The sequence below is a fragment of the Lacrimispora sp. BS-2 genome (genome assembly GCF_040207125.1).
In the GTDB taxonomy this organism is placed as follows: domain Bacteria; phylum Bacillota; class Clostridia; order Lachnospirales; family Lachnospiraceae; genus Lacrimispora.
The window spans coordinates 974,151-1,000,869 of the sequence record NZ_CP157940.1; the positions used below are offsets into that span (position 1 = coordinate 974,151).

Genomic DNA, 26,719 nt, shown 5'->3' on the forward strand with positions numbered 1-26,719 from the left:
TCCTTTAAATAGTATGGTGCACACATTTGACCTTTGTCAAAGCAGTTGACATGTATTCTACCATAAAATAACCGGATTGCAAATATTTATGCAGAAATTTGTAAAAATTGATAATTTTTAAACAATATCTGCTGGAAAAACCCATGGGCCGCTGCTTGACTTTGTTTAAGGTTTGTGACACAATAAATAAATGTAATTTCATGTAAAACTCTGGAAAGAAAAGAGGTACCTATTGATATGACGAAAATTGATATTATTTCCGGTTTTCTTGGAGCTGGAAAAACGACTTTTATTAAGAAACTGCTGCAGGAAGCCATTGCCGGAGAGCAGGTTGTCCTGATTGAAAATGAATTTGGTGAGATCGGTATTGACGGAGGTTTTTTAAAGGATGCGGGGATCGAGATCCGGGAAATGAATTCCGGCTGTATCTGCTGCTCCCTGGTAGGTGATTTCGGTAAATCCCTTGAAGAGGTGCTGACAAAATATCATCCGGACCGTGTGATCATTGAACCGTCAGGCGTTGGTAAATTATCCGATGTCATGAAAGCGGTTGTTGATGTGGCTTCTGAGGTGGAAGTGACCTTAAACAGTGCCGTCACCATCGTGGATGCGCAGAAATGCAGGATGTACAGAAAGAATTTCGGAGAGTTCTTCAATAACCAGATCGAGAATGCAGGAACCATCGTATTAAGCCGTACCGATATCGCTCCTTCCGACAAGGTGGATCAGGCAGTCCAGATCATCCGGGAGCTGAATCCAAAGGCTTCTGTTGTGACGACTTCATGTGAAGAACTGAGCGGTAAACAGCTTTTGGAGATCATAGAACAACCGGATACCATGGCAGAGGATTTGATGAAAGAAGTGAGAGAACACCGCCATCATCATGAAGAGGGCTGTGGCTGCGGTCATGACCACCATCACGATCATGTGGAAGCATGCGGCTGCGGAGGTCACCATCATGACCATGAGAAAGAAGAGTGCGGCTGTGGAGGCCACCATCATGACCATGAGAAAGAAGAGTGTGGCTGTGGCGGCCACCATCATGACCATGAAGAAGAGGAGTGCGGCTGTGGCGGCCACCATCATCATGACCATGAGGAAAAAGAGTGCGGCTGCGGAGGCCACCACCATGACCATGGAGAAGAAGAGTGCGGCTGTGGCGGTCATCACCATGACCATGGAGAAGAATGCGGCTGTGGCCACGATCATGACCATCATGCGGATGAAGTATTCAGCAGCTGGGGTCTTGAGAATGTAGCTCCTATGAGCAAAGAAGAGCTGGACAAAATTCTTGATGAGCTGGCTTATGGAGATGAATTTGGAGATGTACTCCGTGCCAAGGGCATGATTCCAGGTGAGGAAAAGGGTACATGGCTTTACTTTGATCTGGTTCCGGAGCAATATGAGATCCGAAACGGAGCACCGGAATATACCGGCAAGGTTTGTGTGATCGGAGCGAATTTAAAGGAAGAGGAACTTCAGAAGTCCTTTGGAAAATAAGCAGAATGAAGGGACCCCTTACAGGGATACCTATATCCCTGAGAAAAAGGGTAGGAAAGAGGAAACTATGAGCAACACGGATACAATGGAAGACGACTTTATGCCGGTATTCCTTATAAATGGATTTTTGGAGTCCGGAAAGACCCAGTTCCTTCAGTTCACCATGGAGCAGGATTATTTTCAATCTGATGAGAAAACGCTGCTGATTGTTTGTGAAGACGGTGAAAGCGAATATGACCAGTCCCTGTTAAAGCGCACCAAGACAGCAGGTATATTTATAGAGAGTATAGAGGAACTGAACCCGGACAGGCTTTTAGAGCTGGAACTGCTTTATAATCCGGAACGGGTTTTGATCGAGTGGAATGGAATGTGGAACTTAGATGACCTGAAGCTTCCCGATGATTGGAGAATCTATCAGCAGATCACCCTGATCGATATGTCCACCTTTGATTTGTACTCAGCCAATATGAAACCTTTGCTGTATTCCATGGTCCGTAATTCGGAGATGGTCATTTGCAACCGCTGCGACGGAATAGAAGACTTATCCGGTTACCGTCGGACCCTTAAGGCTATGTGCCCTAAGGGAGAGATTGTATTTGAAGATTCCGAGGGAGAGATCAATGAGATCCCGGAGGAAGATCTTCCCTATGATATGAGTGCAGACGTGGTGAGCATTTCACCGGAAGCCTATGGAATCTGGTATATTGATTGTATGGAAAGACGGGACCGTTATGAAGGAAAGACCGTGGAGTTTACTGCTATGGTTTTAAAGACTCCCGATTTTCCGAAAAATTATTTTGTACCCGGACGTATGGCAATGACCTGCTGCGAGGATGATATGACCTTTTTGGGCTTTGTCACAAAGGCAAGGGAAGCCAAGGAGCTGGAAACAAAGCAATGGGTACGTGTAAAGGCAAAGATTGCATATGAATTCTGGAAGGATTATGAAGGAGAAGGCCCTGTATTGTATGCGGAATCTGTGGTTCCGGCTCAGCCAATTAAGGGATATGTGCAGTTTTAGGAAGAAAAGATTGTTTCCCACAGTATGATTTTGGGATGACAGAAAGCCGCCCTGCTGACAGAAAATCAGCAGGGCGGCCTTATTGCGTTATGGAGATTATTTTATCTATCCCGAAGTTCAGTAAAATGCTGCATACACGGGCAAATGGCTCACTTTGTTCGTAGTGGCACCATGAGGCCGCTACACAAACAAGCACCGCCTGATTCCGTATTTATCAATTAAATCTGTCATCAGTATAACAAAGTCCGGCTGTTTTTTCTATCCTTTAGAAATGACTTCTCTCTTTTCCTCCATCTTGTTGGAGAAAGTTTCCTCCCCTCATTTGGGAGCAGGTGTTTGTACTGCTGGAAAAGAACTTGACGGTAAAACTACCCCGCCCTTATACTTAAAACAGTATCGCCGGAGCCATAACAATTTCTCCGGTGAGAAAATAAAATATGGTATGAACGAATGGAGAAAGAGTATGGTGGAGATCAAAACAGAATTACCGCAGATATTTGACAGCTTTGCTCAGGCAAGGCAGAATGGATTTCTGACAATGAAGAAAATCAAGGATAGTGGAAAGGGGGTGGTCGGGCAGTTCTGTACTTATACTCCTCTGGAAATTTTTATGGCTGCCGATCTGGTCAGCGTAGGGCTTTGTGCCACCAGTGACGAGACCATACCGGAGGCGGAGAAAGTCCTTCCGGGCAACTTATGTCCACTGATTAAATCCAGTTACGGCTTTGCCATCACGGATAAATGTCCTTATATGTATTTCTCCGACCTTGTGGTAGGAGAAACCACCTGTGACGGTAAAGTAAAGATGTACGAGCTGCTGGGGCAGATAAAAAACGTTCATATCTTAGAACTGCCCAAACGGCAGGACACGCCCCAGGCAAAAGCGCTCTGGTATGCGGAGCTTGTGCGGCTTAAAGAGCGGGTGGAAAAGGATTTCCAGGTTACCATCACCGATGAGAAACTGCGGGAAGCCATCCGCAGGCGCAATGCAGAGCGGAAGGTTCTGAAAGAGCTGTACGAGCTAAGTACCATGACACCTCCACCGGTCACCGGCCTGCGACAGCTTCAAATCTTGTTCGGCTCTCAGTTTAAGTTTAGCTGGGAAGAAAAGATTGCGGAGATTAAAAACGCAGTGAACAGCATCCGGCAGGCATATGAAGCGGGAGAACGTCCTGTATCGGAACAGGCTCCCCGAATCCTGATCACCGGATGCCCCATAGGCGGTGTAACGGAAAAGGTGGTAAAGGTCATTGAGGATGCGGGCGCAGTGGTCGTAGTCTTTGAAAACTGTACCGGTGCCAAGCAGATGGACCGGCAGTGTAAAGAGGAAGGGGATCCTTTGACCAACATTGCAGATCATTACCTGCAGATCGGCTGTGCGGTGATGACACCGGATACCAACCGTTTTGAATTGCTTGACCGGCTCTGTGATCAGTTTAGAGTGGATGGCGTGGTGGAAATGACGTTACAGGCCTGTCATCCGTATGCAGTGGAGGCTCATACGGTTAAAATGCATATGCAGAAAAGGAACATCCCCTATCTGCAGCTGGAAACAGATTATGGAACAGCAGACATGGGGCAGCTTTCTACCCGGGCAGGTGCATTTGTGGAGATGCTGTAGGGATGAAAAAGATAAGTATAGGTATTGATTGTGGTTCTGCAGCATGCAAAGGTGCCCTTCTGCGGGAGGGGGCCTTTGCTTCATTCTGCGTAAAGCCAACTGGCTGGAGCCCTAAGGAAACGGCGCGCCAGGTACTTGAGGATCTGCTGGAACAGACGGGAACTGTCAGGGAAGATGCATATATTGTTGCAACCGGATACGGAAGGGTGGGGATTGATTTTGCAGACAAAGCGGTGACTGAAATCACATGTCATGCCCTTGGAGCGGAATATCTCCTGCCTGGAGTACGCACCGTCATTGACATCGGCGGACAGGACTCCAAGGTGATCTCAGTAAAAAGCGGCAAAGTACTGTCCTTCCAGATGAATGATAAATGTGCTGCGGGTACCGGACGCTTTCTGGAAATGTCGGCCCACCGCATGGGAGTTGACATTTCCGGCTTTTCTGCATTGCTGGAAGCCGGAAAGAGCTGTACTCTCAGCAGTATGTGTGCGGTTTTTGCCGATTCTGAAATCGTGTCCCTGCTGGCTGAAGGAAAAAGCAGGGAAGAGATAGCGGGAGGCATTGTTCATTCTGTGGTTTCACGGACAATATCATTGGCCGCCCGCCTGGAAGCAGAACCTCCCATCCTGCTGACAGGCGGCCTGGCCGGCCTTGATAAGCTGCGGGCCGCATTGGAGCTGCAAATGGGAAATCCTGTTTTCACGTCTCCTTTATCCCGCTTTGCCGGGGCAGCAGGAGCCGCAGAATGGGGCAGGCAAAAACAAAGGTGACAGGCTCGTTAAGGTGTCATCCTCTTCTAAAAACAGAAAACCAGCGTCTCCTGCCTGACAGGACACGCTGGTTTTCTGTTTTTTGTTTTTAACGGATTACATTGGAGGAACCGGTGTCGGTCTTGCCGGATCAAAAACATCAGGAACATTAAATAAGTCCGTTAAGCTGTTGGGATAATAAAACATCCGGTATCCGTCAAGGTTTCTGCGGGCCTGGCGGAAGTAGTCAGTGCCCATCTGCATCCAGGTCGGCTTGCTGGCGTCTACGTTACAGAAATAACGGAAGCCAAGGGATTTTAAATATGTAAAACGTTCATTATCATCGGTGTAAGGAGTCCAGCTTCCGATATCGCTTCCAAAGGGGAAGAGGATAATATCTGTCGGTCCGATCAGGGATTCAACGTTGCGTTCCCATTTGTCACTGTCCGCCTTAAAATGCTGCATGGATATGGTTCCCATATTCCGATGGCCCCAGCTGTGGGAGGATAGCTCCCAGCCATGATCCTTTAAGGCCTGTGCCACCTTTGCAGCCTGTTCCCGGTCTGCTTCATAATTGGGATTGGTGGTCTTATAGGATTCATCTGTCCGATATCCCAGGATCCCGTTATAACCGGTAAATGCCAGGATTCCCCGGGCTCCCTTGTAGGAAAAGCCGGGATGGGTTTTTATAAAGTCTTCAAGAATCGGTACCAGATCATAGTCGCCAACAGAAACGCTGCCGTCAGCCATTGTCATCTCGCAGGTGGGATATCCATCTTCTCCGATGACCATGCGGGTGGCAAACCCGTCGTCCTTCATATATTCGTAATAGCACACATCATCCTGTGATAAGACAAAAGCTTTCTTTCCCGGAGGAAGCATGATATCACCATAAACGAATTTTGGATTTCCATTCTCATCTTTCGTCTCATAAGCCAGGTCATGGATCTTTACAAGAACATATCCCTTGTCATACATGGACTGCATCATTTTAAGAAATTCCGATTTGGTGGTCATCATCTGGTTGTAGCCCCCCTGTTTTGAATCCCCGTCAAAGGCTTTTGAAGTATCCATAATAAGGGAATGGAAAAAAACATGGGTGACATCCTGAGGATTGAACCGTACCAGGGCTTCCTTGGCGGTATTATAACCGGCAACTGCAGAAGTCACTTCTTCTCTTGTGCTGAAATCCGGGTCAGACTGGAGAAGACTGATCGCCCCGTCATAATCATATTCCAAAGAAAGGGCTTCTGCCTGGGAAAGAAGGGCTTTTAATTTCTCTTCGCTGGATGGTTCACTTTCTGTGGCCTCTTCAGGGGAAGAACCTGGTGTTCCGTCTCCGGAAGGAAGCTCTGCGACTGAAGTATCGGCAGGCAACGCCTTATATTTTAACTTTTTGTTAATCATAATTCCGCATAGAGTCAATACGGTAACGATTAAAATTCCAAGGAGAACGATCAGGATAACCTGCATTGTATTGTTCCGGCCTCCGCCAGAATTTCGTCCACGAAAATCATGTCTGTTCATAGCTCAACCTCTTAATTCTGTAGTATTGGGGCAGTATTGATAGATTTTAAACATACCCGGTACAAGTATAGCATACTTTGTCAGAAGATGAAACGAAAAGATGGTAATTATTTTTGGAAAAAATGGCATATGTACGGGAAGCAGTCCCATACAATGATACAAAGGAATTTTAGGGGATCGTGTATCATATGAAGAGAGTTACGGCATTTATATTAAGCTGTCTTCTGCTATTTTTCTGTTTATGCTTTCCGGCAGCAGGGCAAGAGCCGGATGTGGCGGTAGCCTCGGACATGATTATCCAGGCAGAAGAGGCGAAAAAGGTGAATGAGTCGGGCGGTCCGGCTTTGCAGTCACCCAGCGCCGTTTTGATGGAAGCGTCAACCGGTCAGATTATCTATGAAAAGAACGCGGATGAAAAAAGGAGTCCTGCCAGCATCACGAAAATTATGACCTTGATACTTATTTTTGATGCGCTTGATTCCGGCAAAATCAAGCTGACGGATGAAGTGGTGACCAGCGCTCACGCAAAGTCCATGGGAGGCTCTCAGGTTTTTCTGGAAGAAGGAGAAGTACAGACGGTGGAAACCCTGATCAAGTGCATCGTAATCGCTTCAGGGAATGATGCCTCCGTAGCCATGGCGGAATACATAGCAGGAACAGAAGATGAATTTGTTCGGATGATGAATGAACGGGCGGCAGGACTTGGGATGACAAACACTCATTTTGAAGATTGCTGCGGACTTACCGAATCCGGCACCCATGTGACAACGGCCAGGGATATTGCGGTTATGTCAAGAGAACTGATTACCAAATATCCCCAGATTCATAACTATTCCACCATCTGGATGGAGAATATTACCCATGTAACAAAGCAGGGAACAAAGGAATTCGGCCTTTCCAATACCAATAAGCTTTTAAAGATGGCTACGAATTTTACTGTGACCGGTTTAAAGACCGGCTCCACATCAGTGGCAAAGTATTGTCTTTCCGCAACAGCGGAAAAGGAGGGGGTACGCCTCATTGCTTCCATCATGGCGGCTCCGGATTACAAGGTCAGGTTTGCCGATGCCCAGACCCTTTTGAACTATGGATATGCCAACTGCAAGCTGTATGAAGATAAGGAAATGCTTCCTCTCCCCGAAATGGTGGTGGATAACGGAGTAACGGATCAGGTGACCTTGCAATATGGAGGATCCTTTTCTTATTTAAGCCTTAAGGGAGAAGATTTCTCCACCATAGAAAAGAAGCTGGAACTGGAACCTTCCATCTCTGCACCGGTAGAAGAGGGACAGAAGGCTGGAAACCTTATTTACACCCTTGGAGGGCAAAAGATAGGAGAAGTCCCCATCTTAACTGCCGAGGCAGTCAGAGAAGCCAAATTTACCGATTACTTTAAGCGCCTTTGGAGGGCCTTTAATCTGTAAGATATTCATGGAATAAACAATGCCCTGTAAGCGGTACACAAAAAAGAACCTGTGTACCGCTTACAGGGTATTTTGTCGTATGCTTAAAAGAAAGAGCTGATGTATCTTGACGTTTTCTCTTCTTTCTGTAAAAATATTGACGGAAGGCCAAGGAAAGGATAAGATTAGTTAGTGCATGGGAGAAAACGAATCAGGGGAGGAACACAGGTGGGAGATCGATTGCTTGCCCTTTGGTATCAGATGTCTTTGAAGCGGAAGCTGTATGTGATCATTGGAAGTGTGGGGATCATTATGGCGGCTTCCATCTTCATCAATCTGAAAGTGGCATATATTTTTATAAACGATGTGAGCATTATCATGGATGACAACCTGGCCTGTTACAAGTTCCAGGAGTCCATGAAAAATGAGAGCGTATTGTTTGCCCAGCTGCTGGCAAACAATACTGCGGAAAATAAAGCAGCATACCAGTCAGCCTGTCAGGAGACCAGGATGTATTTAAACAGCCTGCCCTATGATTATGATAAAATCGGGGAAGAGCGTTATGGGATCACCTGGAACATCATCAATTGTTATGATACCTATGAGAAGCAGCGGGAAAAAGTGGTGGAAATGAGTCAGAATGACCCTGGCTATATCAAGGAACTGTATATAACATACAATATGCAGAAATATCTGGATAATTATGGGACACGCCTGACCAAGGTGGTTTTAATGGGCGGGAATGATTACTACGAGATCCAGATCCCTGTGCTTAAGCGCATGCCCTACATTCTGGTTGCCATCAGCATTGTCGCTTTTTTTGTGCTTATGCTTCTTTTGCGATTTATTACGGGCAGCATTGTAAAAACAGTGGTGCAGCTGGCCACGGTTTCAGGTAAGATCGAGAAAAACGATTTTTCTTCCCCTGACGTCCACTGGGATGGAAGGGATGAGATCGGGCAGCTGGTAAGCGCATTCAACAAGATGAAGCATGCCACACGGGACTATATCACAGCCACAGAAGAGAAACGGATGATGGAAGAAAAGCTGTACCGTCAGGAATTGGAAAGGACAGAGCTTGAGAAACGGTTTTCCATGGCCCAGCTTCAGCTGATCAAAAGCCAGTTAAATCCCCACTTTCTCTTTAATACGCTGAACATGATCACCAGGATGGCGCAGATGGAAGAAGCACCGGTGACCGAGGAAATGCTGGTTGCCATCAGCAACCTTCTTCGTTACAGCCTCCGTACATCCAGTGCCTTTGAGCCGCTTGAACAGGAGTTAAAGGTGATCAGGGATTACATGTATATCCAAAAGATGCGTTTTGGAGACCGGATTCAATGGAAAATCCACTGCAGCACGGACTTATACAAGGAAGAGGTTCCGGTTTTTATGCTGCAGCCTCTGGTGGAAAATGCGGTAATCCACGGCATACAGGAAAAGGAGAGCGGAGGAAGCATTGACATACGGATCGAGAAAAGAGGAGAGCTTTTATGGATATCCGTAGCGGATACGGGAAAGGGAATGGACCCGGAAACCCTTGCTGCTATCAGGGGAGCCGTTGAAACAAAGGGGACCGGGCTTGGAATCGGGCTGGGAAACATATACAGAAGGGTTTCTTATTATTATGAATACGGGAAGGTAACCATTGACAGCGGCGAAAACAGCGGCACAGTGGTACAGATAGAATTTGGCCGGAGAAGGGATAAGATGGATCATGTATCAGTTAATGATAGTGGAAGATGAGATGATTGAGCGGATTGTACTCAAAAAAATGCTTCAGAAGAAGTTCGGAGGGGAGTGTCAGGTTCTTGAAGCGCAGAACGGAAATGAGGCGGTGGAGATTTTTAAAAGGGAGGATATTCAGGTGGTGATCCTGGATATTGGGATGCCGGGAATGAATGGAATCCAGACTGCGGAAATCATGAGGAAGCAAAAGAAGGATTGCTGCCTTATTTTTCTGACAGCCTATGACCGCTTTGATTATGCAAAAAAGGCGATCTCCATCAGAGCTATGGAATATCTGCTGAAGCCTTATTCCCAGAAAGAGGTTTTGAATGTGGTTGAAGAGGCCCTGCGGCTTGCCGGTGAGCGGGAGGAGAAGCAGGAATGTGCCGAAGCGCCGGCTGAAGAGGAAAAGGCCCATCAGGTCCTGGACGATGAGTCTGATTTTAACGGAAGCCGTTTGTCTGTGCTGACATCCATGGTGGAGGAATACATCCGGTCCAATTATATGAATGATATCTCCATGAGTGAAACAGCCCGGGCCGTGGGATATTCAGAGCCTTATTTTTGCAGGATGTTCAAGCTGCAGTTTGGACAGAGCTTTACCTCCTATCTGGCGGAATACAGGGTCGGGGAAGCCAAAAAGCTTCTGGTCCAGCCCAATGTAAACGTGAAAGAAGTAGGGGCCAGGGTAGGCTATCTGGATTCCAATTATTTTACAAAGGTTTTCAAGCGATTGGAAGGGATGAATCCCTCAGAGTACAGAATGGAAAGACTGAAGGACCTTCAAAGTTAAACGGATTGTAAAAATACCTGTCACCGTAGAGTGGCAGGTATTTTTATGTCCATTTAACTGAAAAGACAAAATTCTACTATGGATGATAAAAAGTTACGATAGAATCTGCCAGGGGCTGCCGGTATAATGAATTCAAACACAGAAAGTGTATACAAAGCAGAGAGGAGGATGGGGCATGAAACAGGAACTGTTTCGAATGGAAGGGATAAGTAAAAGCTTCCCCGGAGTCAAGGCTCTCGATAAGGTAAATCTGTCGGTTAACAAGGGGGAGGTTTTAGGGCTTGTCGGTGAAAACGGAGCCGGTAAATCCACCCTGATGAAGATTCTATCCGGTGTACACCGGGCAGATGAAGGTGAAATATTCATTGAAGGAAATAAGGTGGTCATAGATTCCGTTGCAAAGGCCCATGAGCTTGGTGTGTGCATCATCATGCAGGAGCTTAATATGTGCGGTCATCTCAGTGTGGCAGACAATATCTTCATTGGCAGGGCTCATAAAAAGGGAATTTTCATCGATGACAGCAAGATGCATGAGGAAGCGAAGAAGATCCTTGATGATCTGGGTATTGAACTAAATACCTATGCCCATGTGGGAAGTTTAAGCATTGCCCAGCAGCAGATGGTGGAAATTGCAAAAGCGATCAGCTTTAATTCGAAAATACTGGTTCTTGATGAGCCGACAGCAACCCTTACGGAAAAGGAGATCGAGCAGCTGTTCGGTATCATCCGCCGCTTAAAAGAAAAGGGAGTGGGCATGGTTTATATTTCCCACCGAATGGCGGAGCTTAATCAGATCTGTGAACGGGTTACGATCATCAGGGATGGTCAGTACATAGGCACCAGGAATCTTAATGAGATCACCATGGATGAGCTGGTGAACATGATCGTGGGCCGTTCCTTGGAGGATAAGTATCCTAAATATAAGCGTAACATCGGAGAAATAGTTCTCGAGGCCAGAAATGTCCGCAGAGGCACAAAAGTGAATGCGGATTATTTTTATGTGAGAAAGGGAGAAATCCTTGGAATTTCCGGACTGGTGGGAGCGGGAAGAACAGAGCTTATGCGCTGCATCTTCGGTGCGGATCAGGCGGATTCCATGGAACTGACTCTGGAAGGAAAACCCATCAAGGTAAATTCCGTGATCCAGGCCATTAAGCATGGGATCGGATATGCAACGGAGGACCGGAAGCGGGATGGTCTGGCTCTTGGCCTTGACATCAAATATAACACCAACATGGCCCATCTCCCAAACCTTACCCGTTATGGATTTATCAATGACAGGGAAGGGCTTAAGAATGCGGAAAAATATGTGGAGCTTCTGCACACCAAAACCCCCAGCGTGCATCAGCTTTGCGGGAATCTTTCCGGAGGCAATCAGCAAAAGGTAGTTTTGGCCAAATGGCTGTGCAATGATGTAAAGGTGCTGATCGTTGACGAGCCAACAAGAGGAATCGATGTAGGAGCCAAGTATGAGGTGTATGAGCTGTTTAACAAGCTGAGCGCCCAGGGAGTGTCCATCATCATGATTTCTTCGGAGCTGCCGGAAATCCTTGGCATGAGCGACAGGATTCTGGTCATCCATCAGGGAGAGATCAACGGGGAATTGGATGCAAAGACCGCTACTCAGGAAGATATCCTGTATCTTGCGGCAGGTTATAACAAACTAGAAGGAAAACCGGCGCCGGTGCTATCAGGCGGCGGTAATAGAAAGGGAGAGTAAGGATGGGAAACTTAAAAGCAAAGGGACAGGACAAGAAAGGCGGTTCGTTCAACAAGCTAAATGCAGCCACACGCCGGGCAATCTACTCATTATGCATCCTTGTGGGACTGTTTGTGCTGTTTTCGATTCTTCAGCCTGCTAAATTTTTAGCTCCGGCCAATTTGCAGAACCTTCTGCAGCAGATCGTTACCTATACCATCATCGGCTGCGGCCTGACCTTCTGTCTGGTCTGCGGAGGAAACGATTTATCCGCCGGTGCTTCCATGGCATTGTCAGGCATTATTATGGTATCACTTCTGATGCAGGGACTGCCTCTTGTGGTATGCATCGTGCTTTGCCTGGCCATGGGTATTATGACAGGTATTATGAATGGGTTTTTTATAGAAATTCTGGGCGTTGTGCCCTTTGTTGCAACTTTGGCAACCCAGTGGGTATACCGGGGAATGGCAAACGTGCTGGTAAACGGTGCGCCCCTGTATACGACCAACATTCCTTCTAAAGCCATACAGAAACAGTTTTACGTTCTGGGCGGCGGAAGGATCGGAGGGGATGGACTTCCTTACAGCGTTATCATCACTCTGGTATATGCTTTGGTTTTAGGGATCGTTCTTGCAAAAATGCGGATTGGACGCCAGATCTATGCCTGTGGTTCCAACTTGGAGGCTGCGAAGCTTTCCGGCATTAATGCAGTAAAAACCCGTATGTTTGCATATTGTATTTCCGGTTTGTCCGCAGCGATCTGCGGAATCCTGGTTGCTTCCCGTCTTTCCAGTGCCCAGCCTACGGCAGGAAACGGATATGAGATGGAAGCCATTGCAGCGTCCGTGTTAGGAGGAATCTCTATCCTTGGCGGAGAAGGAACGATTCTTAATACAGTAATCGGAGCCTTGATGATGGGAGTAATCAGGAACGGACTGAACTTAAACGGTGTCAATTCGTTCTGGCAGCAGATGATCGTAGGTATTATCCTGCTGATCGCAGTGGCATCCCAGACGGCGAAAAAGAGCGGAGACTTAGGGGCAATCAAGCGGTTTTTTGGCTTGAAAAAATAATAACAATCAATTCAGGAGGAAAAGAAGAATGAGAAAAGTAACGGCAGTTTTGTTGGCAGCGGCTATGGCAGTTGCCGGTCTGACCGGCTGTGGAAGCCAGTCAAGCAGCGCTACCACCGCGGCAGCAGAATCCAGCCAGGGGGCAGCTGCTGAAAAGACGGAGGAATCAAAAGATTCAGCCAAGAGCGAAAAAGCAAAGAGCGAGAAAACCATTTACGTAATTGTAAAGGTTCTTGGAAACCAGTACTGGAGCGTGCTTCAGGCCGGCGCAGAGCAGGCTGGTAAGGAGCTGGGCTGTAACGTAGTAGTAGTAGGAACCGCTCTGGAGTCAGATATTGAAGGCCAGCTTACCCTGCTGCAGAATGCAGTATCCGCACAGGCAGATGGAATCGTTATCGCTCCTCTTGACAGTGTATCTCTTGACGCCCCTATTACAGAAGCGTATAATTCAGGTATCCCTGTAGTTCTGGTGGATACGGTGATCAACAGTGAAAACTACAGCGCAGCTCTTCTGACCAACAACGTGGAAGCAGGAAAGGTTGCTGCTGAGGAACTGATCCGCAGACTGAAAGATCAGGGAGTTTCTGAAACAGAAGATGCTCAGGTCGCCATTCAGGTTGGCTCCACCGGTTCTCAGACCATCAATGACCGCGTTAAGGGCTTTAACGAGTACTGGAAGGATAATGCACCTGAAAAATGGCAGGTTTTAAACAACGATATTAAGGTGAACGATGGAGATATCAGCAAGGCAGTAGGCTTTTGCCAGGACTTTATCACCACATATCCGAACTTAAAGGCAGTGTTTGGTCCTAACAACGGTTCTACCGTAGGCTTTGTAACCGGCCTTACAGAAACCGGACGCACCGACATCTCCATGGTTGGATTTGATTTCTCTGCGGAAATTGAAACCATGATCCGCAGCGGCGAATACGATGTGTCTTCCGTAGTACAGCGTCAGTTTTACATGGGATATGACGGCGTAAAAACAGCTCTTGAGCTGTCCGATGGAAACCAGGTTAGAGAAAAGACTGTAGATACAGGCGTTATCCTGGTAAATACTGAAAATGTGGATGATTCTGAGGTACAGAGCATCATCAATCCATAATTAAAAAAATCATATAAATATCAAACGCTTCCTCTGTGCCCAGGGGAGGCGTTTTGGGGGTAGAAGGAATGGACAAACAGATTGTAAAAAGGGTGGCCTGGTTCTTTTTTGTAGTGGCTGCCGCTTGCTTTTTTTTCATTTTCCTGAAATTAATAAATCAGGGGAATGCCCTTTTCATGGGGAGCCGGAAGGAGGCACCGGAATATGTGTTTTCCTATGCGGATAACCAGCCGGAGGATTATCCCACGGTACAGGGTGCAAGAAAATTTGCGGAGCTGGTGCAGGAAAAGACATCCGGAAGGATCAGGATCAATGTGTTTGCAGGCGGTGAAATGGGGAACGAAAATGAAGTGGTGGAGCAGCTGCAGTACGGCGGAATCGATTTTGCCCGGGCTTCGGTTATGATGCTGACCGAAATAAAACCTAAGTTTAATGTGCTGCAGCTTCCTTATCTGTATCGGGATGAAACCCATATGTGGAAGGTGTTGGACGGAGAGATCGGAGAGGAATTTAAGGAGGAGCTTAAAGGAAGCGGTCTGGTGGCTCTTTCCTGGTATGATGCAGGCGCCAGGCATTTTTACAATTCCTCCGGTCCCATAGAATGTATGGAGGATATGAAAAAAATGCGCATTCGCGTTGCCAATTCCGATATGATGTCGGCTATGGTGGAGGCTCTGGGAGCAAGGGCAGTGCCAATGGCTTATTCTGAAGTATATGCGGCTCTGGAGACCAAAAGCATTGATGGTGCGGAAAACAACTGGCCTTCCTATGAAACTATGAGGCATTATGAGGTGGCGAAGTACATCACCCTGGATGCCCACAGCCGGATCCCTGAGATGCAGCTAGCCTCTCAGGCTACCTGGGAGAAGTTAGGCGAGGCGGACAGGGAAATCATTTCGGCCTGCGCAGAAGAGTCCGCCAGGTATGAAAGAAGGCTGTGGGAGATACGTGAACAGAGTGACAGGGAGAGGCTGACAAAGGCCGGCTGTGTTATCACGGAGTTAAGCGGGAAGGAACAGGTGCGCTTCCGGGCGGCCGCCATGACGGTTTATCAGATGTATTGCATCGAATACATTGATGTGGTGAACCGGATCTCCCAGATACGGTGACGGATTGTTTTTGGAAACAGGATAGGGAAATCATAATGGATGCGTTCAAGTTGAATTGCTTGAATGCATCCGTTTTTTAGTTTCTCTGAAGGGGAGGTTGAAAATTTTTTAATAGATGTTGACAAGTAATATTATATCGCATATAATATATATTATACGACATATAATATAGGGAATGAAACAATATTATATATCAGTTCAATAGAAGAAAGGAAGGTGGGAAATCGTGGAACCAAAACGTTTGTACCGGTCTGTAAAGAACAGAGTCCTCTGCGGTGTATGCGGTGGCATTGGAGAATATTTTCAGGTGGATCCTGTTATGATAAGGCTGATTTGGGTTCTTTTGATGTTTCTTCAGTCATGGCGCCATTTGTTCCGTTCGTTCATGGGATTTTCCCTGGTGGGAGGAAGCCTGGTTCTCTACATTATTGCTGCGGTCATCATACCCCAGGCGCCAAAGGATCAAGCACAATAAGGTTCTTTCATGTATCAGGAATACACCCTTCGGGTATACCTGTATGCCCAGAAAGCGTGGGCAATAATTAAAGATACACCCTTCGGGTATACCTGTATGCCCAGAGAACGTGGGCAATAATTAAAGATAGGAGTGGGCACATGGTTTTTAACACAGGAGCAGCATTATTGGACGCCATTGTCCTTGCGATAGTGTCAAGGGATCAGGAGGGTACCTATGGTTATAAAATCACGCAAGACGTGAGAAACGTCATTGAGATTTCAGAATCAACCCTTTATCCGGTACTCCGAAGATTGCAGAAGGAAGAGTGTCTGGAGGTTTATGATCTGGCATTTGACGGAAGAAACCGAAGATATTATAGGATTACGGAAAAGGGAAGGGTTCAATTGAATCTCTATAAAGGTGAGTGGGAAAGCTACTCCCAGAAGATATCCCGGATTTTTGAGGAGGCACATATATGAGCAGGGATGAGTTTATGAGAGAGCTGGAATATCTGCTTTCGGATATTCCAGATAATGAAAAGGCGGATGCCATCGGATATTACAGGGATTACCTGGAAGAAGCAGGTCCGGAAAATGAAGAAAAGGTAATCAGGGAGTTTGTAAGCCCTGAGCGCATAGCGGCCATTATCCGCTCGGACATATCCGGGAATTTAAAGGATGGGGGAGAATTCACGGAGACCGGTTATCAGGATGAACGGTTTAAAGATCCAAATTACCAGATGGCAAAGCGGTATGATCTTCCTGAGGTATCTGATGATAATCAAAACGGTCACGAAGGACCGGATAAAAAACATGTCAGGCGAAGAAGGGGCATGGATGGGAATAAGGCGGTGAAAACTGTTTTATGGATCATTTTAATTCTTGTAGCTTCGCCTATGCTGGTGGGAATAGGAGGAGGTCTTGCAGGATTGATAGGAGGAATATTTGGCTGCCTTGTGGCAGCAGTCGTTGGAGTTGGAGCCCTGACCTTTGCCTTTCTTGCGGCCGGGGTTTGTATGATCTTAGCCGGTGTTGTCTCCATGGTGATTCATCCCTTAAGCGGAACCCTGCTTTTAGGGCTGGGAATTTTGCTTCTTGGCCTGGGACTGATAGCCCTGGCTGTCTGCAGTGCTTTTTATGGAAGCTTTCTTCCGTTTCTTTTCAGGAGCTGTGTGAACGTCCTTAGCAGATTATTTCACGGAAGGAGAGGTCGTTTATGAAGAGGTTTGTAAAGATATGTTTGATCGCCGGAAGTGTCTGCGTCCTGATCGGCGGGGGAATTTCAGCCGTATCCGCTGTGCTCGGAGGAAGTTTAAGTGAAATAGTACCCCAAAGAGCCCTTGAGTGGAGAAGAGAGATTTCAGGAGTTAACCTGGATGGTTTCTGGGAAGGGGTAAATTTTGACGATATTTACATTCCCGAAGTTTCTAATAAGGAAGAAAAAGGCCAGGAAATTTTTTCTTCTCCTGAAGTAAAAAAACTGGATATAGTAATACGGTCAGGAAATGTTGTTTTTGTAGAGGGTCCCAGGGGAAGTGAAGTAAAGGTTTTCTGCAACAGGGATAAAACCTGTTTTAACCTGTACGAAGATAATGGTGATCTGGAGCTTCAGGAATATGATGGCTGGGAAAGAAGGGAAGGCCCGGAACTGCTTTTTACGGTCCAGGTACCAAAGGATTACCGTTTTTCCGAAGTTGAATTAAAATCCGTTCATTCAAACCGGTTTTTAGACGGGGAGGGTTCCGGCCCGGCCATGATGGCCAGAGTTCTGTCTGCGGATGAATTGAATATTGAAGCACAGGTGGGCGCCGTAAAAATCGACAGTGGCAGCGTGGGAGACCTTTACGTGAAATGCAATGCAGGTGCCGTGGAGTTTTCCGGAACAACTTCCGGAGACATTGAAGCGGAATGCCAGGTGGGCGCCATAAGGCTTGAACTTGCCGGGAAAAAGGAAGATTATAATTACGATATCAAGTGCAGTATGGGAGCTGTAAAGATCGCAGATGAAGGCAGCGCGGCTTTAAAGGGCAGAAAGCAGACGGATAACGGAGCCGGAAAAGATATGGAACTGGAATGCAAGACAGGAGCCATCCAGGTGGATTTTATGAATGAAGTATAATACGGCTTATGATAAGGTTAAGCTTTTAACCCCAACCGCTGATCAGGAAAACACCCTTCTTTTCATAATAATATAATTTTAGGATTTACAGGTCAAAGGACAGAAAGGAGATACAAAAATGGAAGACAATCAGAAAAAATTATACCGATCTGATACAGACAAAATGCTTTGCGGTGTATGCGGCGGAGTTGCGGAATATTTTAACGTGGATGCTACCCTGATCCGGCTTTTATGGGCAGTGCTGGCCTGCTCAGGCCCAGGCATTGTAGCCTATTTTATTGCGGCAATCATCATTCCCAGAAGATAAAAAGAGATTTGCAAAGACAGAAAGCAGGAAAAACAGGCTGCAGCGGACCAGAGTTACGCTGCGGCCTGTTCTTTTGAAAATACTGGATTAAATATACGTTTAATTCTCCTGGCAGGGGGCATACTCTCTTTAGATTTAAGAAAAGGAGATGTAAAAAAATGTCAAAGGGAAAGAAAAACGAACCATTTGATCCTCGCAATATGAAGCCGGAGGAAGTACTTAAATTTGAGATTGCCACAGAGCTTGGTCTTGGTGATAAGGTAATACAGAGCGGATGGCGCAGCCTGAGCGCAAAGGAAAGCGGCCGGATCGGAGGCCTGATTACAAAAAGAAAAAGAGAAATGAAAAACGAAGCTCTGTCAACGGATGAAAAAGCATAGGGAAACAAAGAGGAAAATGAAAACTCAGGAATTTTCTTGCACCAAAAGGGAAAATATTTTATAATGTACCTCACAGAGGAAACAACCAGTAAGTACCACCCTGATGCCCGGAACCCATGGGCAGGAAAGATGCAGGAAGATGGAGAAAAAGGAATTAAGAAGCGGATTCACTACGGGAACCTGTGCCGCTGTTGCTGCCAAAGCAGCGGCGGTCATGCTGTTGACCGGGCGTGAATTACAACATATGAAGCTTATGATGCCTAAAGGAAGGTCGGCTGATCTTCCTGTTTTTCATGTTGCCATAAAACAGGATAAAGCAGAATGCGCTGTTAAAAAGGATGCAGGGGATGACCCGGATGTGACGCATCAGGCCATGGTGTTTGCTGCCGTTAAGTATTCCGACGAAAAGGAAGTGGAGCAGGCTGCCGGGATCTACCGCAGGGACGGAGAGGAGGGGAAAGGCCCTCTTTTCCTCATTGCCGGCGAAGGAATCGGCTGGGTAACAAGGCCGGGATTATCCTGTCCTGTAGGCATGCCGGCCATTAACCCGGTTCCCCGTGACATGATATTCCGGGGGGTGGAGGAAGCCAGGAGAGAAGCGGACTTTGATGGTTCTTTAACAATCACCATCTGGATGCCGGAAGGAAAAAAACTGGCGGAAAAAACCTTTAATTCCAGGCTGGGAATTGAAGGCGGTCTTTCCATACTGGGGACAACAGGAATCGTAAAGCCCATGAGCGAAGAGGCGCTGATTGCCACCATACGCTTAGAATTACATATGAGGGCAGTGGCAGGGCTAAAGCGGGTGATCCTGATTCCGGGAAATTATGGAGAAGCTTTTATTCAGGAAACCCTTGGCCTTGATCTAAAGGCTGGGGTGATCTGCAGCAATTTTATAGAGATAGCTTTAAATGCGGCAGGCGAAGAAGGATTTGACCAGATCTTGTTTGCAGGCCATATAGGGAAACTGGTTAAGACTGCAGGAGGCGTACCCAATACCCATTCAAAATATGGAGACCGCCGTATGGAAATATTGTGGGAATGCACTGCCCCTTTCTCCGATGACAGGGACGAATTAAAAGATAAGATTTTGGCAGCCAATACCACGGAGGAGGCCGCAGGAATCCTTAAAAGCTGTGGGATGTTAGAACCTGTCATGGAAGAGGTTGTAGACAGGATCCAGAGGTATATGACTCTCTGGTCAGGAGGGAGAAAGGTGGAAGTGGTGACATTTTCCACGATGTACGGTATACTGGGAATGAGCCGGGGAGCAATGGAGCTTATCGGATTGTTTTCCGGGTCAGCGGCCGGGCGGAAAGAACAGGAGGAATAAACAATGGCTGGAATCATGTACGGAATCGGAGTAGGACCGGGAGATCCGGAACTTATGACATTAAAGGCGGTAAAAAGGATCAGGGAATTAAAAGTCATTGCCATTCCCCATAAAAATAAAGAACAGTGTACTGCGTATCAGATCGCAAGGCAGGCAGTGCCGGAAATTGAAGAAAAGGAATACCTTTATCTGCACATGCCCATGACAAAGGATGAAAATGTGCTTAAGGAAAGCCATGATCTGGCGGCAAGGACGGTAATGGAGTATCTGGAAAAGGGAGAGGATGTGGGATTTATCACCCTTGGGGATGTAAGCATTTATTCCACCTTCGCTTACCTTATGGAACGGCTTTGGAAGGAAGGCTATGACACCCGCTTAGAAAGCGGAATCCCATCCTTTTGCGCCGTGGCGGCAAGGCTTGGAATCTCTCTTGTATCAGGGGCAGAGGAGCTTCATATTATACCGGCCTCTTACCAGGTAAGAGATGCTTTAAAGCTTCCGGGTGTAAAAGTGTTTATGAAGGCAGGCAGACAGATGGAAGCGGTGAAAAGAGAATTAAAAGACTGTGGAGCCGGCGCCATAATGGTGGAAAATTGTGGAATGGCGGATGAACGGATCTATGGTTCCCTGGAGGAGATTCCAGAGGATGCCGGTTATTATTCTTTGGTGATTGTGAGGTAATTATGGTACATATCGTAGGAGCAGGTCCGGGGGCACCGGACTTAATTACAGTTAGGGGCAAGGAACTGCTTGGCAGGGCGGATGTGATCATTTACGCAGGTTCCCTGGTAAATCCGGCCCTTCTGGAATACAGAAAAGACCGGTGTCAGGTTTTTGACAGTGCTAAAATGACCCTTGAAGAAGTGATTGCTGTTATAGAGAAGGCAGAGCGGGAAGGAAAGATGACGGTAAGGCTCCACACCGGAGATCCCTGCATTTATGGTGCGATCAGGGAGCAGATGGATGAGCTGGCGGAAAGAGGAATCCCATATGAAGTATGTCCGGGAGTCAGTTCTTTTTGCGGTGCAGCCTCTTCCCTTAAGATGGAATATACCCTGCCAGGTGTGACCCAAAGCGTGATCATTACCCGCATGGCAGGCAGGACGCCTGTGCCGGATCGGGAATCCATCGCTTCCTTTGCAGCCCATGGAGCCACTATGGTGATCTTTTTAAGCACCGGAATGCTGGACCAGCTTTCAGAGGAGCTGATAAAAGGCGGGTATCTTCCGGATACGCCTGCCGCCATTGTATACAAGGCCACCTGGGAGGATGAAAAGACCATACTCTGTACGGTGGAAAGCTTAAGCGCAAGCGCCAGACGGGAGAATATAAGGAAGACGGCCCTGATTCTTGTGGGCAATGCGGTTGCCCAGAACTGCTACCAGCGTTCCAAGCTTTATGACCCGGTTTTTACTACGGAATACCGGAAGGGAACGGGGGAGGAATGATGAAGCTTTCCATCATCTGCTTTACGGAGGCAGGGGCCAGGCTGGGCGTAAAGCTTTTAAAAGAATTTTTAAAAAACGGGCAGCCCTGTGAAGTTCATGGATCAGAAGGGCTTTGTAAGTCCTTCCCTGGAGGGGATCTCATGATCCCTGTTTCCACTTCCCTGTCAGAATGGACAAAGGAACAATTCTTACAGAAGGAAGGCATCGTGTTCATAGGAGCAGCAGGCATTGCTGTCCGGGCAATTGCACCCTTTCTAAGGAGTAAGGCAGAGGACCCGGCTGTGGTGGTCATGGATGATATGGGCAGATTCTCCATTTCTCTTTTGTCCGGCCACCTGGGAGGAGCCAATGAACTGGCGGAGCGGCTGGCAGGCATGGTGGGCGGTCAGGCGGTGATTACCACTGCAACGGACATCCATGGCAGTTTTGCTGTAGACTTATTTGCCAAGGAGCAGGGGCTGGTCATTACAGAGTTAAAAAAGGTGAAAATGATCTCCTCCGCCATCTTAAAGGGAGAAAACGTAGGATTTTACTGTGATTTTCCGGTTTCAGGAAAGCTTCCTACAGGGCTTGTCCCAGGGAAAGTATGGGGAACAAATCTTTGGATCACCATAAAGGATGAATCTCAGGAGGATTTCCTTATGGAGTCCTTAAAGCTGGTTCCAAGGCTTCTGGTTCTGGGAATCGGATGTAGAAAAGGGGTCCCTGTTGAGACCATCGAAAGAATCATTGACCAGGTTTTCAAGGAATGGAACTTATCTCCGGAAGGACTGGCCGCATGTGCCAGCATTGATATAAAGAAAGAAGAAGAGGGGATCTGCCGGTTTGCTGCTGCAAAAGGAATTCCGTTTTATACTTTTTCAGCGGCCGTGCTTGAGGAAACGGAAGGGGAATTTTCTTCCTCTTCCTTTGTAAAGCAGGTCACAGGAGTTGATAATGTATGTGAGCGGGCGGCCCTTGCCTGTGTAAAGGAATTGGGTGGCGGCAAACTTCTGGTAAAAAAGCAGGCGGCAGACGGAGTAACGGCAGCGGTAGCTGTAAAGGATTGGGTGTTGGATATGCAGGCATATCCCCTTGATCCAATAGGAGGCAAATGATGACAAAATCAGGAAAGCTTTACGTGGTAGGGATTGGACCGGGTTCCTATGAGGATATGACCATAAGGGCCATAAAGGCACTGAAAGAAAGTGAGGTCATTGTAGGGTATACTGTATACATAGATCTGATTAAGGAGCATTTTCCTCATAAGGAAATGCTTACCACGCCCATGCGCAGGGAACAGGACAGGTGCCAGATGGCCATTGATGAAGCAAAAAAAGGAAAAACCGCGGCAATGGTCTGCAGCGGAGATTCAGGTGTTTACGGCATGAGCGGATTGATCCTTGAGATGGCCCGGCAAGAGGAGAGCCTTGAGATTGAGATCATACCCGGTGTGACTGCGGCCTTAAGCGGAGGAGCCGTTCTGGGCGCTCCTCTGGGCCATGATTTTGCGGTGATCAGCTTAAGTGATCTGCTCACCCCCATGGAATTAATTGAAGACAGGCTTAGGTCTTCCGCTCAGGCGGACATGGTCATCTGTCTTTATAATCCTTCCAGTAAAAAGAGGGCCGGTTATTTGAAACGGGCCTGTGAGATCGCAATGGAATATAAAAGCCGGTCAACAATATGCGGCTTTGTAAAAAATATTGGCAGGAAAGAGGAAGAAATGGCGGTCATGACCCTGGAGACACTAAAAGATACCCAGACAGATATGTTTACCACCGTTTATATAGGAAATTCCATGACAAAGTTGATAAATGGCAGAATGGTAACACCGCGAGGATACAAAAATGTGTAAGGTTTTAATTTTCGGAGGCACCACGGAGGGCCGGATTCTGGCGGAGTATTGCCATGAAAAGAAAATAAACGCATGGGTCAGTGTGGCCACCGGATATGGAAGAGCGGTACTTTTGGAAAGTGAGTATCTCCATATTCATGAAAGCCCCATGGCTGCCCATGAGATGGAAACGTTTATAGAACAAAACGGCATCACCCTTGTGCTTGATGCCACCCACCCCTATGCCACGGTGGCAAGCGAGAACATACGCTCCGCCTGCAAACGGACAGGAACTTCCTGCTTAAGGGTCGTAAGGGAGCCTTCTGATGAGGGGAAGCCAGGAGAACAGGGGGAAGGAAAGGTCCTGTGGGTCAGTGACCTTAAGGAAGCAATTCTTGCCTTACATGAAATACCTGGAAATATTCTTGTCACAACTGGAAGCAAGGAGCTTTCCTCCTTTACCGAACTGGATTCCTGGGAGGAACGGGTTTTTGCCAGAGTCCTTCCTGGCCTATCCGTAATCTCTGCCTGTGAGCAGATGGGATTTAAGGGGAAACACTTAATTGCCATGCAAGGCCCTTTTACAGCCGAGATGAACCGGGCAATGATAAGACAGTATGATATTCGCTGTCTTGTGACAAAAGAAGCGGGAAATGCAGGAGGCTTTCCGGAAAAAATGGAAGCAGCGGCAGACTGCGGGATAACGGCAGTTGTCATCGGACGTCCTGGAAAGGAAGAAGGAATTACGGTCAGGGCTGCAAAGGAGCTTTTATCCGATTATATAGAGGAGAGATTCCAGCCTCAGGCAATGCAGGAGATTTATGCCCAGCCTGAGAAGCGAAAAGTATCCCTGATCGGAACCGGTATGGGCGGAGAAGATCAGATGACCGTAAAGGCATGGAAGGAATTGCAGCAATGCGATGCGGTTTTCGGGGCAGAGCGGATGCTCTCCGGCATTTCTCCCGTAATTCCCCATGCCGTTAAAATACCCTTTTATACAAGCAGGGACATCCTGCCCTGGCTTGAGGAGCATGAGGAGTTTGTTAGAATCGGAATCCTGTATTCCGGTGATACAGGCTTTTACAGCGGGGCCAAAAAGATGGTGGAAGCATTGGGCCAGGAACCATATTGCCAAAAATTTGACACGGTGGTTCTTCCGGGGATATCATCGGTTTCCTACCTGTGCTCCCGGCTGAAAACGGACTGGGAGGATGTGCGGCTTGCGAGCCTTCATGGCCGGACCTGTGACATCATAAAGGAATTGACCCTTAATCCCAGGGTATTTGTCCTGCTGGACGGAATCAATACGGTGAAAAGCCTGTGTCGTCTTCTTAAGGAGCAGGGACTTCAGAAGGTCAGGCTGTCCGTAGGAGAGAGGCTTTCCTATCCGGATGAACGGATAACCGTTGGAACGCCGGAGGAGCTGGAAGGGCAGGATTTTGATCTGCTGTCGGCTGTATTAATAGAGAGGCAAGGTTGAAAGAAAAACGTTCTTTAACCTTTCGATTGTGAACCAACTGGATATGCAGGCATATCCAGTTGATACATTAGGAGGCAATGAATGAGAGATGAACTGTTTATCCGGGGAGATGTGCCCATGACAAAAAGTGAGGTAAGGGCTGTTTCCATATCAAAGCTGGAGCTGGAACCGGATTCAATCCTGTATGATATAGGGGCCGGGACCGGCTCCGTATCCATAGAAGCGTCCCGGTATCTTACAGACGGACGGGTCTATGCAATTGAAAAGAAGGCGGAAGCCATTGACCTTATAAAGGCCAATAAGGAAAGATTCAGGGCAGGCTGCCTGGAAATCATTGAAGGGGCTGCGCCTGAGGCATTAACGGTTCTTGAAGCCCCTTCCCACGTATTCATCGGAGGAACCTCCGGCACCATGGATAAAGTGCTTTCTCTGGTTTTAAAGAAGAATCCAAAGGTCAGGATCGTAATCAATGTAATTGCCTTGGAATCCCTGGCAGAAATCCTTTCCTGGCTGAACATGCATTCTGTCACCGCAGAAATCGTACAGGTTCAGATATCCAAAGGAAGGCAAGCCGGAGACTATCATCTGATGATGGGCCAGAACCCGGTCTATGTGGTTTCTTTTGGCGGGGAAGGGAGGAACAATCTTGAATAATTCCTATCCCAGGCTGATGCTTGCCGCCCCTAAAAGCGGCAGCGGAAAGACCATGATGACCTGCGGGCTTTTAAATGCATTTCTTATACGGAAGCTGTCCTGCCGTTCCTTTAAATGCGGCCCGGATTATATTGATCCCATGTTTCATAAATACGTGCTTGGCATTGACGGCGGAAATCTGGATACCTTTTTCCTGGATAAAGAGCAGGTCAGAGAGCAGTTTTCAGACCAGGCAGGAGAAGCAGGAATTTCTGTTATTGAAGGCGTTATGGGGTATTATGACGGAGTGGGAGGAGATACCACTGAGGCAAGCTCCTATGAGGTGGCATGTGCTCTGGATACGCCGGTTGTCCTGGTTTTAGACTGCAAGGGAGCCAGCCTGTCCCTTGCCGCAGTAGTGAAGGGTTTTCTGGAATACAAGGAAAACAGCCATATAAAGGGCGTGATCTTAAACCGGACGTCTTCTGTTATGGCAGAACGGCTGAAGCCGGCCATAGAAGAACTGGGAGTACATGTTTACGGATATCTGCCGGAATGTAAGGAGGGGGCTTTGGGAAGCCGTCACTTAGGCCTGGTGCTTCCGGGGGAATTAAAGGGCTTAAAAGACCAGCTTGATCAGCTGGCCATGAAGCTGGAAACCACAATAGACATCAATGGGCTTATTAAGCTGGCTCAGGATGCCAGGCCTTTGCCGCCGTCAAGAGCCGGATTAAAGAGCCGGGTTTCTGAGGCGCCCTTAGAAAGAGAAGTACTGATAGGAATGGCGTCAGATGAGGCTTTCTGCTTTTATTATCAGGAGAATTTAAGGCTTCTTAAAGAAATGGGAGCAAAGCTCATACCCTTCAGCCCGATCCGTGATAAAAGGCTGCCGTCCGGGATTCTCGGCCTTTTGCTTGGCGGAGGCTATCCGGAGCTTTATTGCCGGGAGCTGTCGGAAAATGAATCCATGCTCCGGGACATAAGGCAGGCGTCAGAGCGGGGCCTTCCTATACTGGCTGAATGCGGGGGATTCCTGTATCTCCATGACCAGCTGGAAACAAAGGATCATGAAACATATCCAATGGCCGGTATCATCCATGGAAAGGCATTCTGGGCAGAACGCCTGCTTCGGTTTGGCTATATTGAGACATTTCCCAAAGCAGACACCCCATTCTTGAAAAAGGGTGAGTCCATCCGCGGCCATGAATTCCATTATTGGGACAGTACGAATAACGGGGACTGTATGGAAGCAAAGAAACCAGGCGGAAGAAAAAGCTGGGACTGCGTTCATGGGAAAGGTAATTTACTGGCTGGCTTTCCCCATTTTTATTATCCTTCCAACCCTGCACTGCCAAAGCGTTTTGTGGAGGCCTGCCGGGAGTTAAGGGAAGGAGAAGAATAAACAATAGAATAGTC

General features: G+C 47.4%; 26 protein-coding genes. 25 read left to right on the forward strand and 1 reads right to left on the reverse strand.

Translation table 11 applies throughout. From position 1 onward, the window contains the following. Positions 1-237 precede the first annotated feature (237 nt). From ABFV83_RS04650 to ABFV83_RS04665, 4 genes are all read left to right on the forward strand, one after another. Positions 238-1,500: a CobW family GTP-binding protein gene (locus ABFV83_RS04650; RefSeq protein WP_349947776.1), complete on the forward strand. Its 1,263-nt coding sequence runs from the start codon at positions 238-240 to the stop codon at positions 1,498-1,500. Between the two features lie 85 nt (positions 1,501-1,585). Then, positions 1,586-2,521, forward strand: coding sequence for a GTP-binding protein (locus tag ABFV83_RS04655; RefSeq protein ID WP_349948859.1), 936 nt, complete (start codon positions 1,586-1,588; stop codon positions 2,519-2,521). A 466-nt stretch (positions 2,522-2,987) separates the two neighbouring features. Continuing rightward, entirely contained in the window at positions 2,988-4,142 is a 1,155-nt protein-coding gene (locus ABFV83_RS04660; protein ID WP_349948860.1) for a double-cubane-cluster-containing anaerobic reductase, read from the forward strand. Between the two features lie 2 nt (positions 4,143-4,144). Next, the gene (locus ABFV83_RS04665) at positions 4,145-4,915 is read left to right on the forward strand and encodes an acyl-CoA dehydratase activase (RefSeq protein ID WP_349947777.1); all 771 of its coding nucleotides are present in this window, start codon (positions 4,145-4,147) and stop codon (positions 4,913-4,915) included. A 96-nt stretch (positions 4,916-5,011) separates the two neighbouring features. Here ABFV83_RS04665 and ABFV83_RS04670 read toward each other — a convergent pair whose 3' ends face one another. Beyond that, the gene (locus tag ABFV83_RS04670; RefSeq protein WP_349947778.1) at positions 5,012-6,421 is read right to left on the reverse strand and encodes a polysaccharide deacetylase family protein; all 1,410 of its coding nucleotides are present in this window, start codon (positions 6,419-6,421) and stop codon (positions 5,012-5,014) included. 188 nt (positions 6,422-6,609) lie between these two features. On the opposite strand from ABFV83_RS04670, the gene ABFV83_RS04675 reads away from it, so the two are divergent. From ABFV83_RS04675 to ABFV83_RS04775, 21 genes are all read left to right on the forward strand, one after another. Further along, on the forward strand, positions 6,610-7,845 hold the full coding sequence (locus ABFV83_RS04675; protein ID WP_349947779.1) for a D-alanyl-D-alanine carboxypeptidase family protein: 1,236 nt from the start codon (positions 6,610-6,612) through the stop codon (positions 7,843-7,845). Between the two features lie 207 nt (positions 7,846-8,052). Further along, complete coding sequence (locus ABFV83_RS04680) at positions 8,053-9,570, forward strand: sensor histidine kinase (protein WP_349947780.1); 1,518 nt, start codon at positions 8,053-8,055, stop codon at positions 9,568-9,570. Continuing rightward, positions 9,542-10,345, forward strand: coding sequence for a response regulator (locus ABFV83_RS04685; protein WP_349947781.1), 804 nt, complete (start codon positions 9,542-9,544; stop codon positions 10,343-10,345). The genes ABFV83_RS04680 and ABFV83_RS04685 overlap by 29 nt, the downstream gene beginning before the upstream one ends. A gap of 175 nt (positions 10,346-10,520) precedes the next feature. Next, a complete protein-coding gene (locus ABFV83_RS04690) occupies positions 10,521-12,065 on the forward strand; it encodes a sugar ABC transporter ATP-binding protein (RefSeq protein WP_349947782.1) in 1,545 nt (514 codons plus the stop codon). A gap of 2 nt (positions 12,066-12,067) precedes the next feature. Next, positions 12,068-13,117, forward strand: a complete 1,050-nt coding sequence (locus ABFV83_RS04695; protein WP_349947783.1) for an ABC transporter permease — start codon at positions 12,068-12,070, stop codon at positions 13,115-13,117. A 28-nt stretch (positions 13,118-13,145) separates the two neighbouring features. Continuing rightward, entirely contained in the window at positions 13,146-14,222 is a 1,077-nt protein-coding gene (locus ABFV83_RS04700; RefSeq protein ID WP_349947784.1) for an ABC transporter substrate-binding protein, read from the forward strand. A 68-nt stretch (positions 14,223-14,290) separates the two neighbouring features. Then, positions 14,291-15,331 carry a TRAP transporter substrate-binding protein gene (locus ABFV83_RS04705; protein ID WP_349947785.1) on the forward strand — a complete coding sequence of 347 codons (1,041 nt, stop codon included), beginning with the start codon at positions 14,291-14,293 and terminating at the stop codon, positions 15,329-15,331. A 226-nt stretch (positions 15,332-15,557) separates the two neighbouring features. Then, the gene (locus tag ABFV83_RS04710; RefSeq protein ID WP_349947786.1) at positions 15,558-15,806 is read left to right on the forward strand and encodes a PspC domain-containing protein; all 249 of its coding nucleotides are present in this window, start codon (positions 15,558-15,560) and stop codon (positions 15,804-15,806) included. Between the two features lie 140 nt (positions 15,807-15,946). Beyond that, positions 15,947-16,267 carry a PadR family transcriptional regulator gene (locus ABFV83_RS04715; protein WP_349947787.1) on the forward strand — a complete coding sequence of 107 codons (321 nt, stop codon included), beginning with the start codon at positions 15,947-15,949 and terminating at the stop codon, positions 16,265-16,267. Further along, positions 16,264-17,007: a hypothetical protein gene (locus ABFV83_RS04720; RefSeq protein WP_349947788.1), complete on the forward strand. Its 744-nt coding sequence runs from the start codon at positions 16,264-16,266 to the stop codon at positions 17,005-17,007. Before ABFV83_RS04715 ends, ABFV83_RS04720 begins: the two co-directional genes overlap by 4 nt. After that, the gene (locus ABFV83_RS04725; RefSeq protein WP_349947789.1) at positions 17,004-17,906 is read left to right on the forward strand and encodes a DUF4097 family beta strand repeat-containing protein; all 903 of its coding nucleotides are present in this window, start codon (positions 17,004-17,006) and stop codon (positions 17,904-17,906) included. Before ABFV83_RS04720 ends, ABFV83_RS04725 begins: the two co-directional genes overlap by 4 nt. A 118-nt stretch (positions 17,907-18,024) precedes the next feature. Continuing rightward, a complete protein-coding gene (locus ABFV83_RS04730) occupies positions 18,025-18,213 on the forward strand; it encodes a PspC domain-containing protein (protein ID WP_349947790.1) in 189 nt (62 codons plus the stop codon). Positions 18,214-18,371: 158 nt separating this feature from the next. Then, complete coding sequence (locus ABFV83_RS04735) at positions 18,372-18,593, forward strand: small, acid-soluble spore protein, alpha/beta type (RefSeq protein ID WP_349947791.1); 222 nt, start codon at positions 18,372-18,374, stop codon at positions 18,591-18,593. Positions 18,594-18,732: 139 nt separating this feature from the next. Then, positions 18,733-19,926: a cobalt-precorrin-5B (C(1))-methyltransferase CbiD gene (cbiD, locus tag ABFV83_RS04740; protein ID WP_349947792.1), complete on the forward strand. Its 1,194-nt coding sequence runs from the start codon at positions 18,733-18,735 to the stop codon at positions 19,924-19,926. Between the two features lie 3 nt (positions 19,927-19,929). Continuing rightward, the gene (gene cobI / locus ABFV83_RS04745; protein ID WP_349947793.1) at positions 19,930-20,607 is read left to right on the forward strand and encodes a precorrin-2 C(20)-methyltransferase; all 678 of its coding nucleotides are present in this window, start codon (positions 19,930-19,932) and stop codon (positions 20,605-20,607) included. 2 nt (positions 20,608-20,609) lie between these two features. Next, a complete protein-coding gene (gene cobM, locus ABFV83_RS04750; protein WP_349947794.1) occupies positions 20,610-21,374 on the forward strand; it encodes a precorrin-4 C(11)-methyltransferase in 765 nt (254 codons plus the stop codon). Continuing rightward, a complete protein-coding gene (locus ABFV83_RS04755; protein WP_349947795.1) occupies positions 21,374-22,471 on the forward strand; it encodes a cobalt-precorrin 5A hydrolase in 1,098 nt (365 codons plus the stop codon). The genes cobM and ABFV83_RS04755 overlap by 1 nt, the downstream gene beginning before the upstream one ends. Continuing rightward, on the forward strand, positions 22,471-23,211 hold the full coding sequence (gene cobJ / locus ABFV83_RS04760) for a precorrin-3B C(17)-methyltransferase (RefSeq protein ID WP_349948861.1): 741 nt from the start codon (positions 22,471-22,473) through the stop codon (positions 23,209-23,211). Before ABFV83_RS04755 ends, cobJ begins: the two co-directional genes overlap by 1 nt. Then, the gene (gene cobK, locus ABFV83_RS04765) at positions 23,204-24,670 is read left to right on the forward strand and encodes a precorrin-6A reductase (protein WP_349947796.1); all 1,467 of its coding nucleotides are present in this window, start codon (positions 23,204-23,206) and stop codon (positions 24,668-24,670) included. Before cobJ ends, cobK begins: the two co-directional genes overlap by 8 nt. A gap of 81 nt (positions 24,671-24,751) precedes the next feature. Then, entirely contained in the window at positions 24,752-25,324 is a 573-nt protein-coding gene (gene cbiT / locus ABFV83_RS04770) for a precorrin-6Y C5,15-methyltransferase (decarboxylating) subunit CbiT (protein WP_349947797.1), read from the forward strand. Then, complete coding sequence (locus ABFV83_RS04775; RefSeq protein WP_349947798.1) at positions 25,317-26,705, forward strand: cobyrinate a,c-diamide synthase; 1,389 nt, start codon at positions 25,317-25,319, stop codon at positions 26,703-26,705. Before cbiT ends, ABFV83_RS04775 begins: the two co-directional genes overlap by 8 nt. The last annotated feature ends 14 nt before the right edge of the window (positions 26,706-26,719 follow it).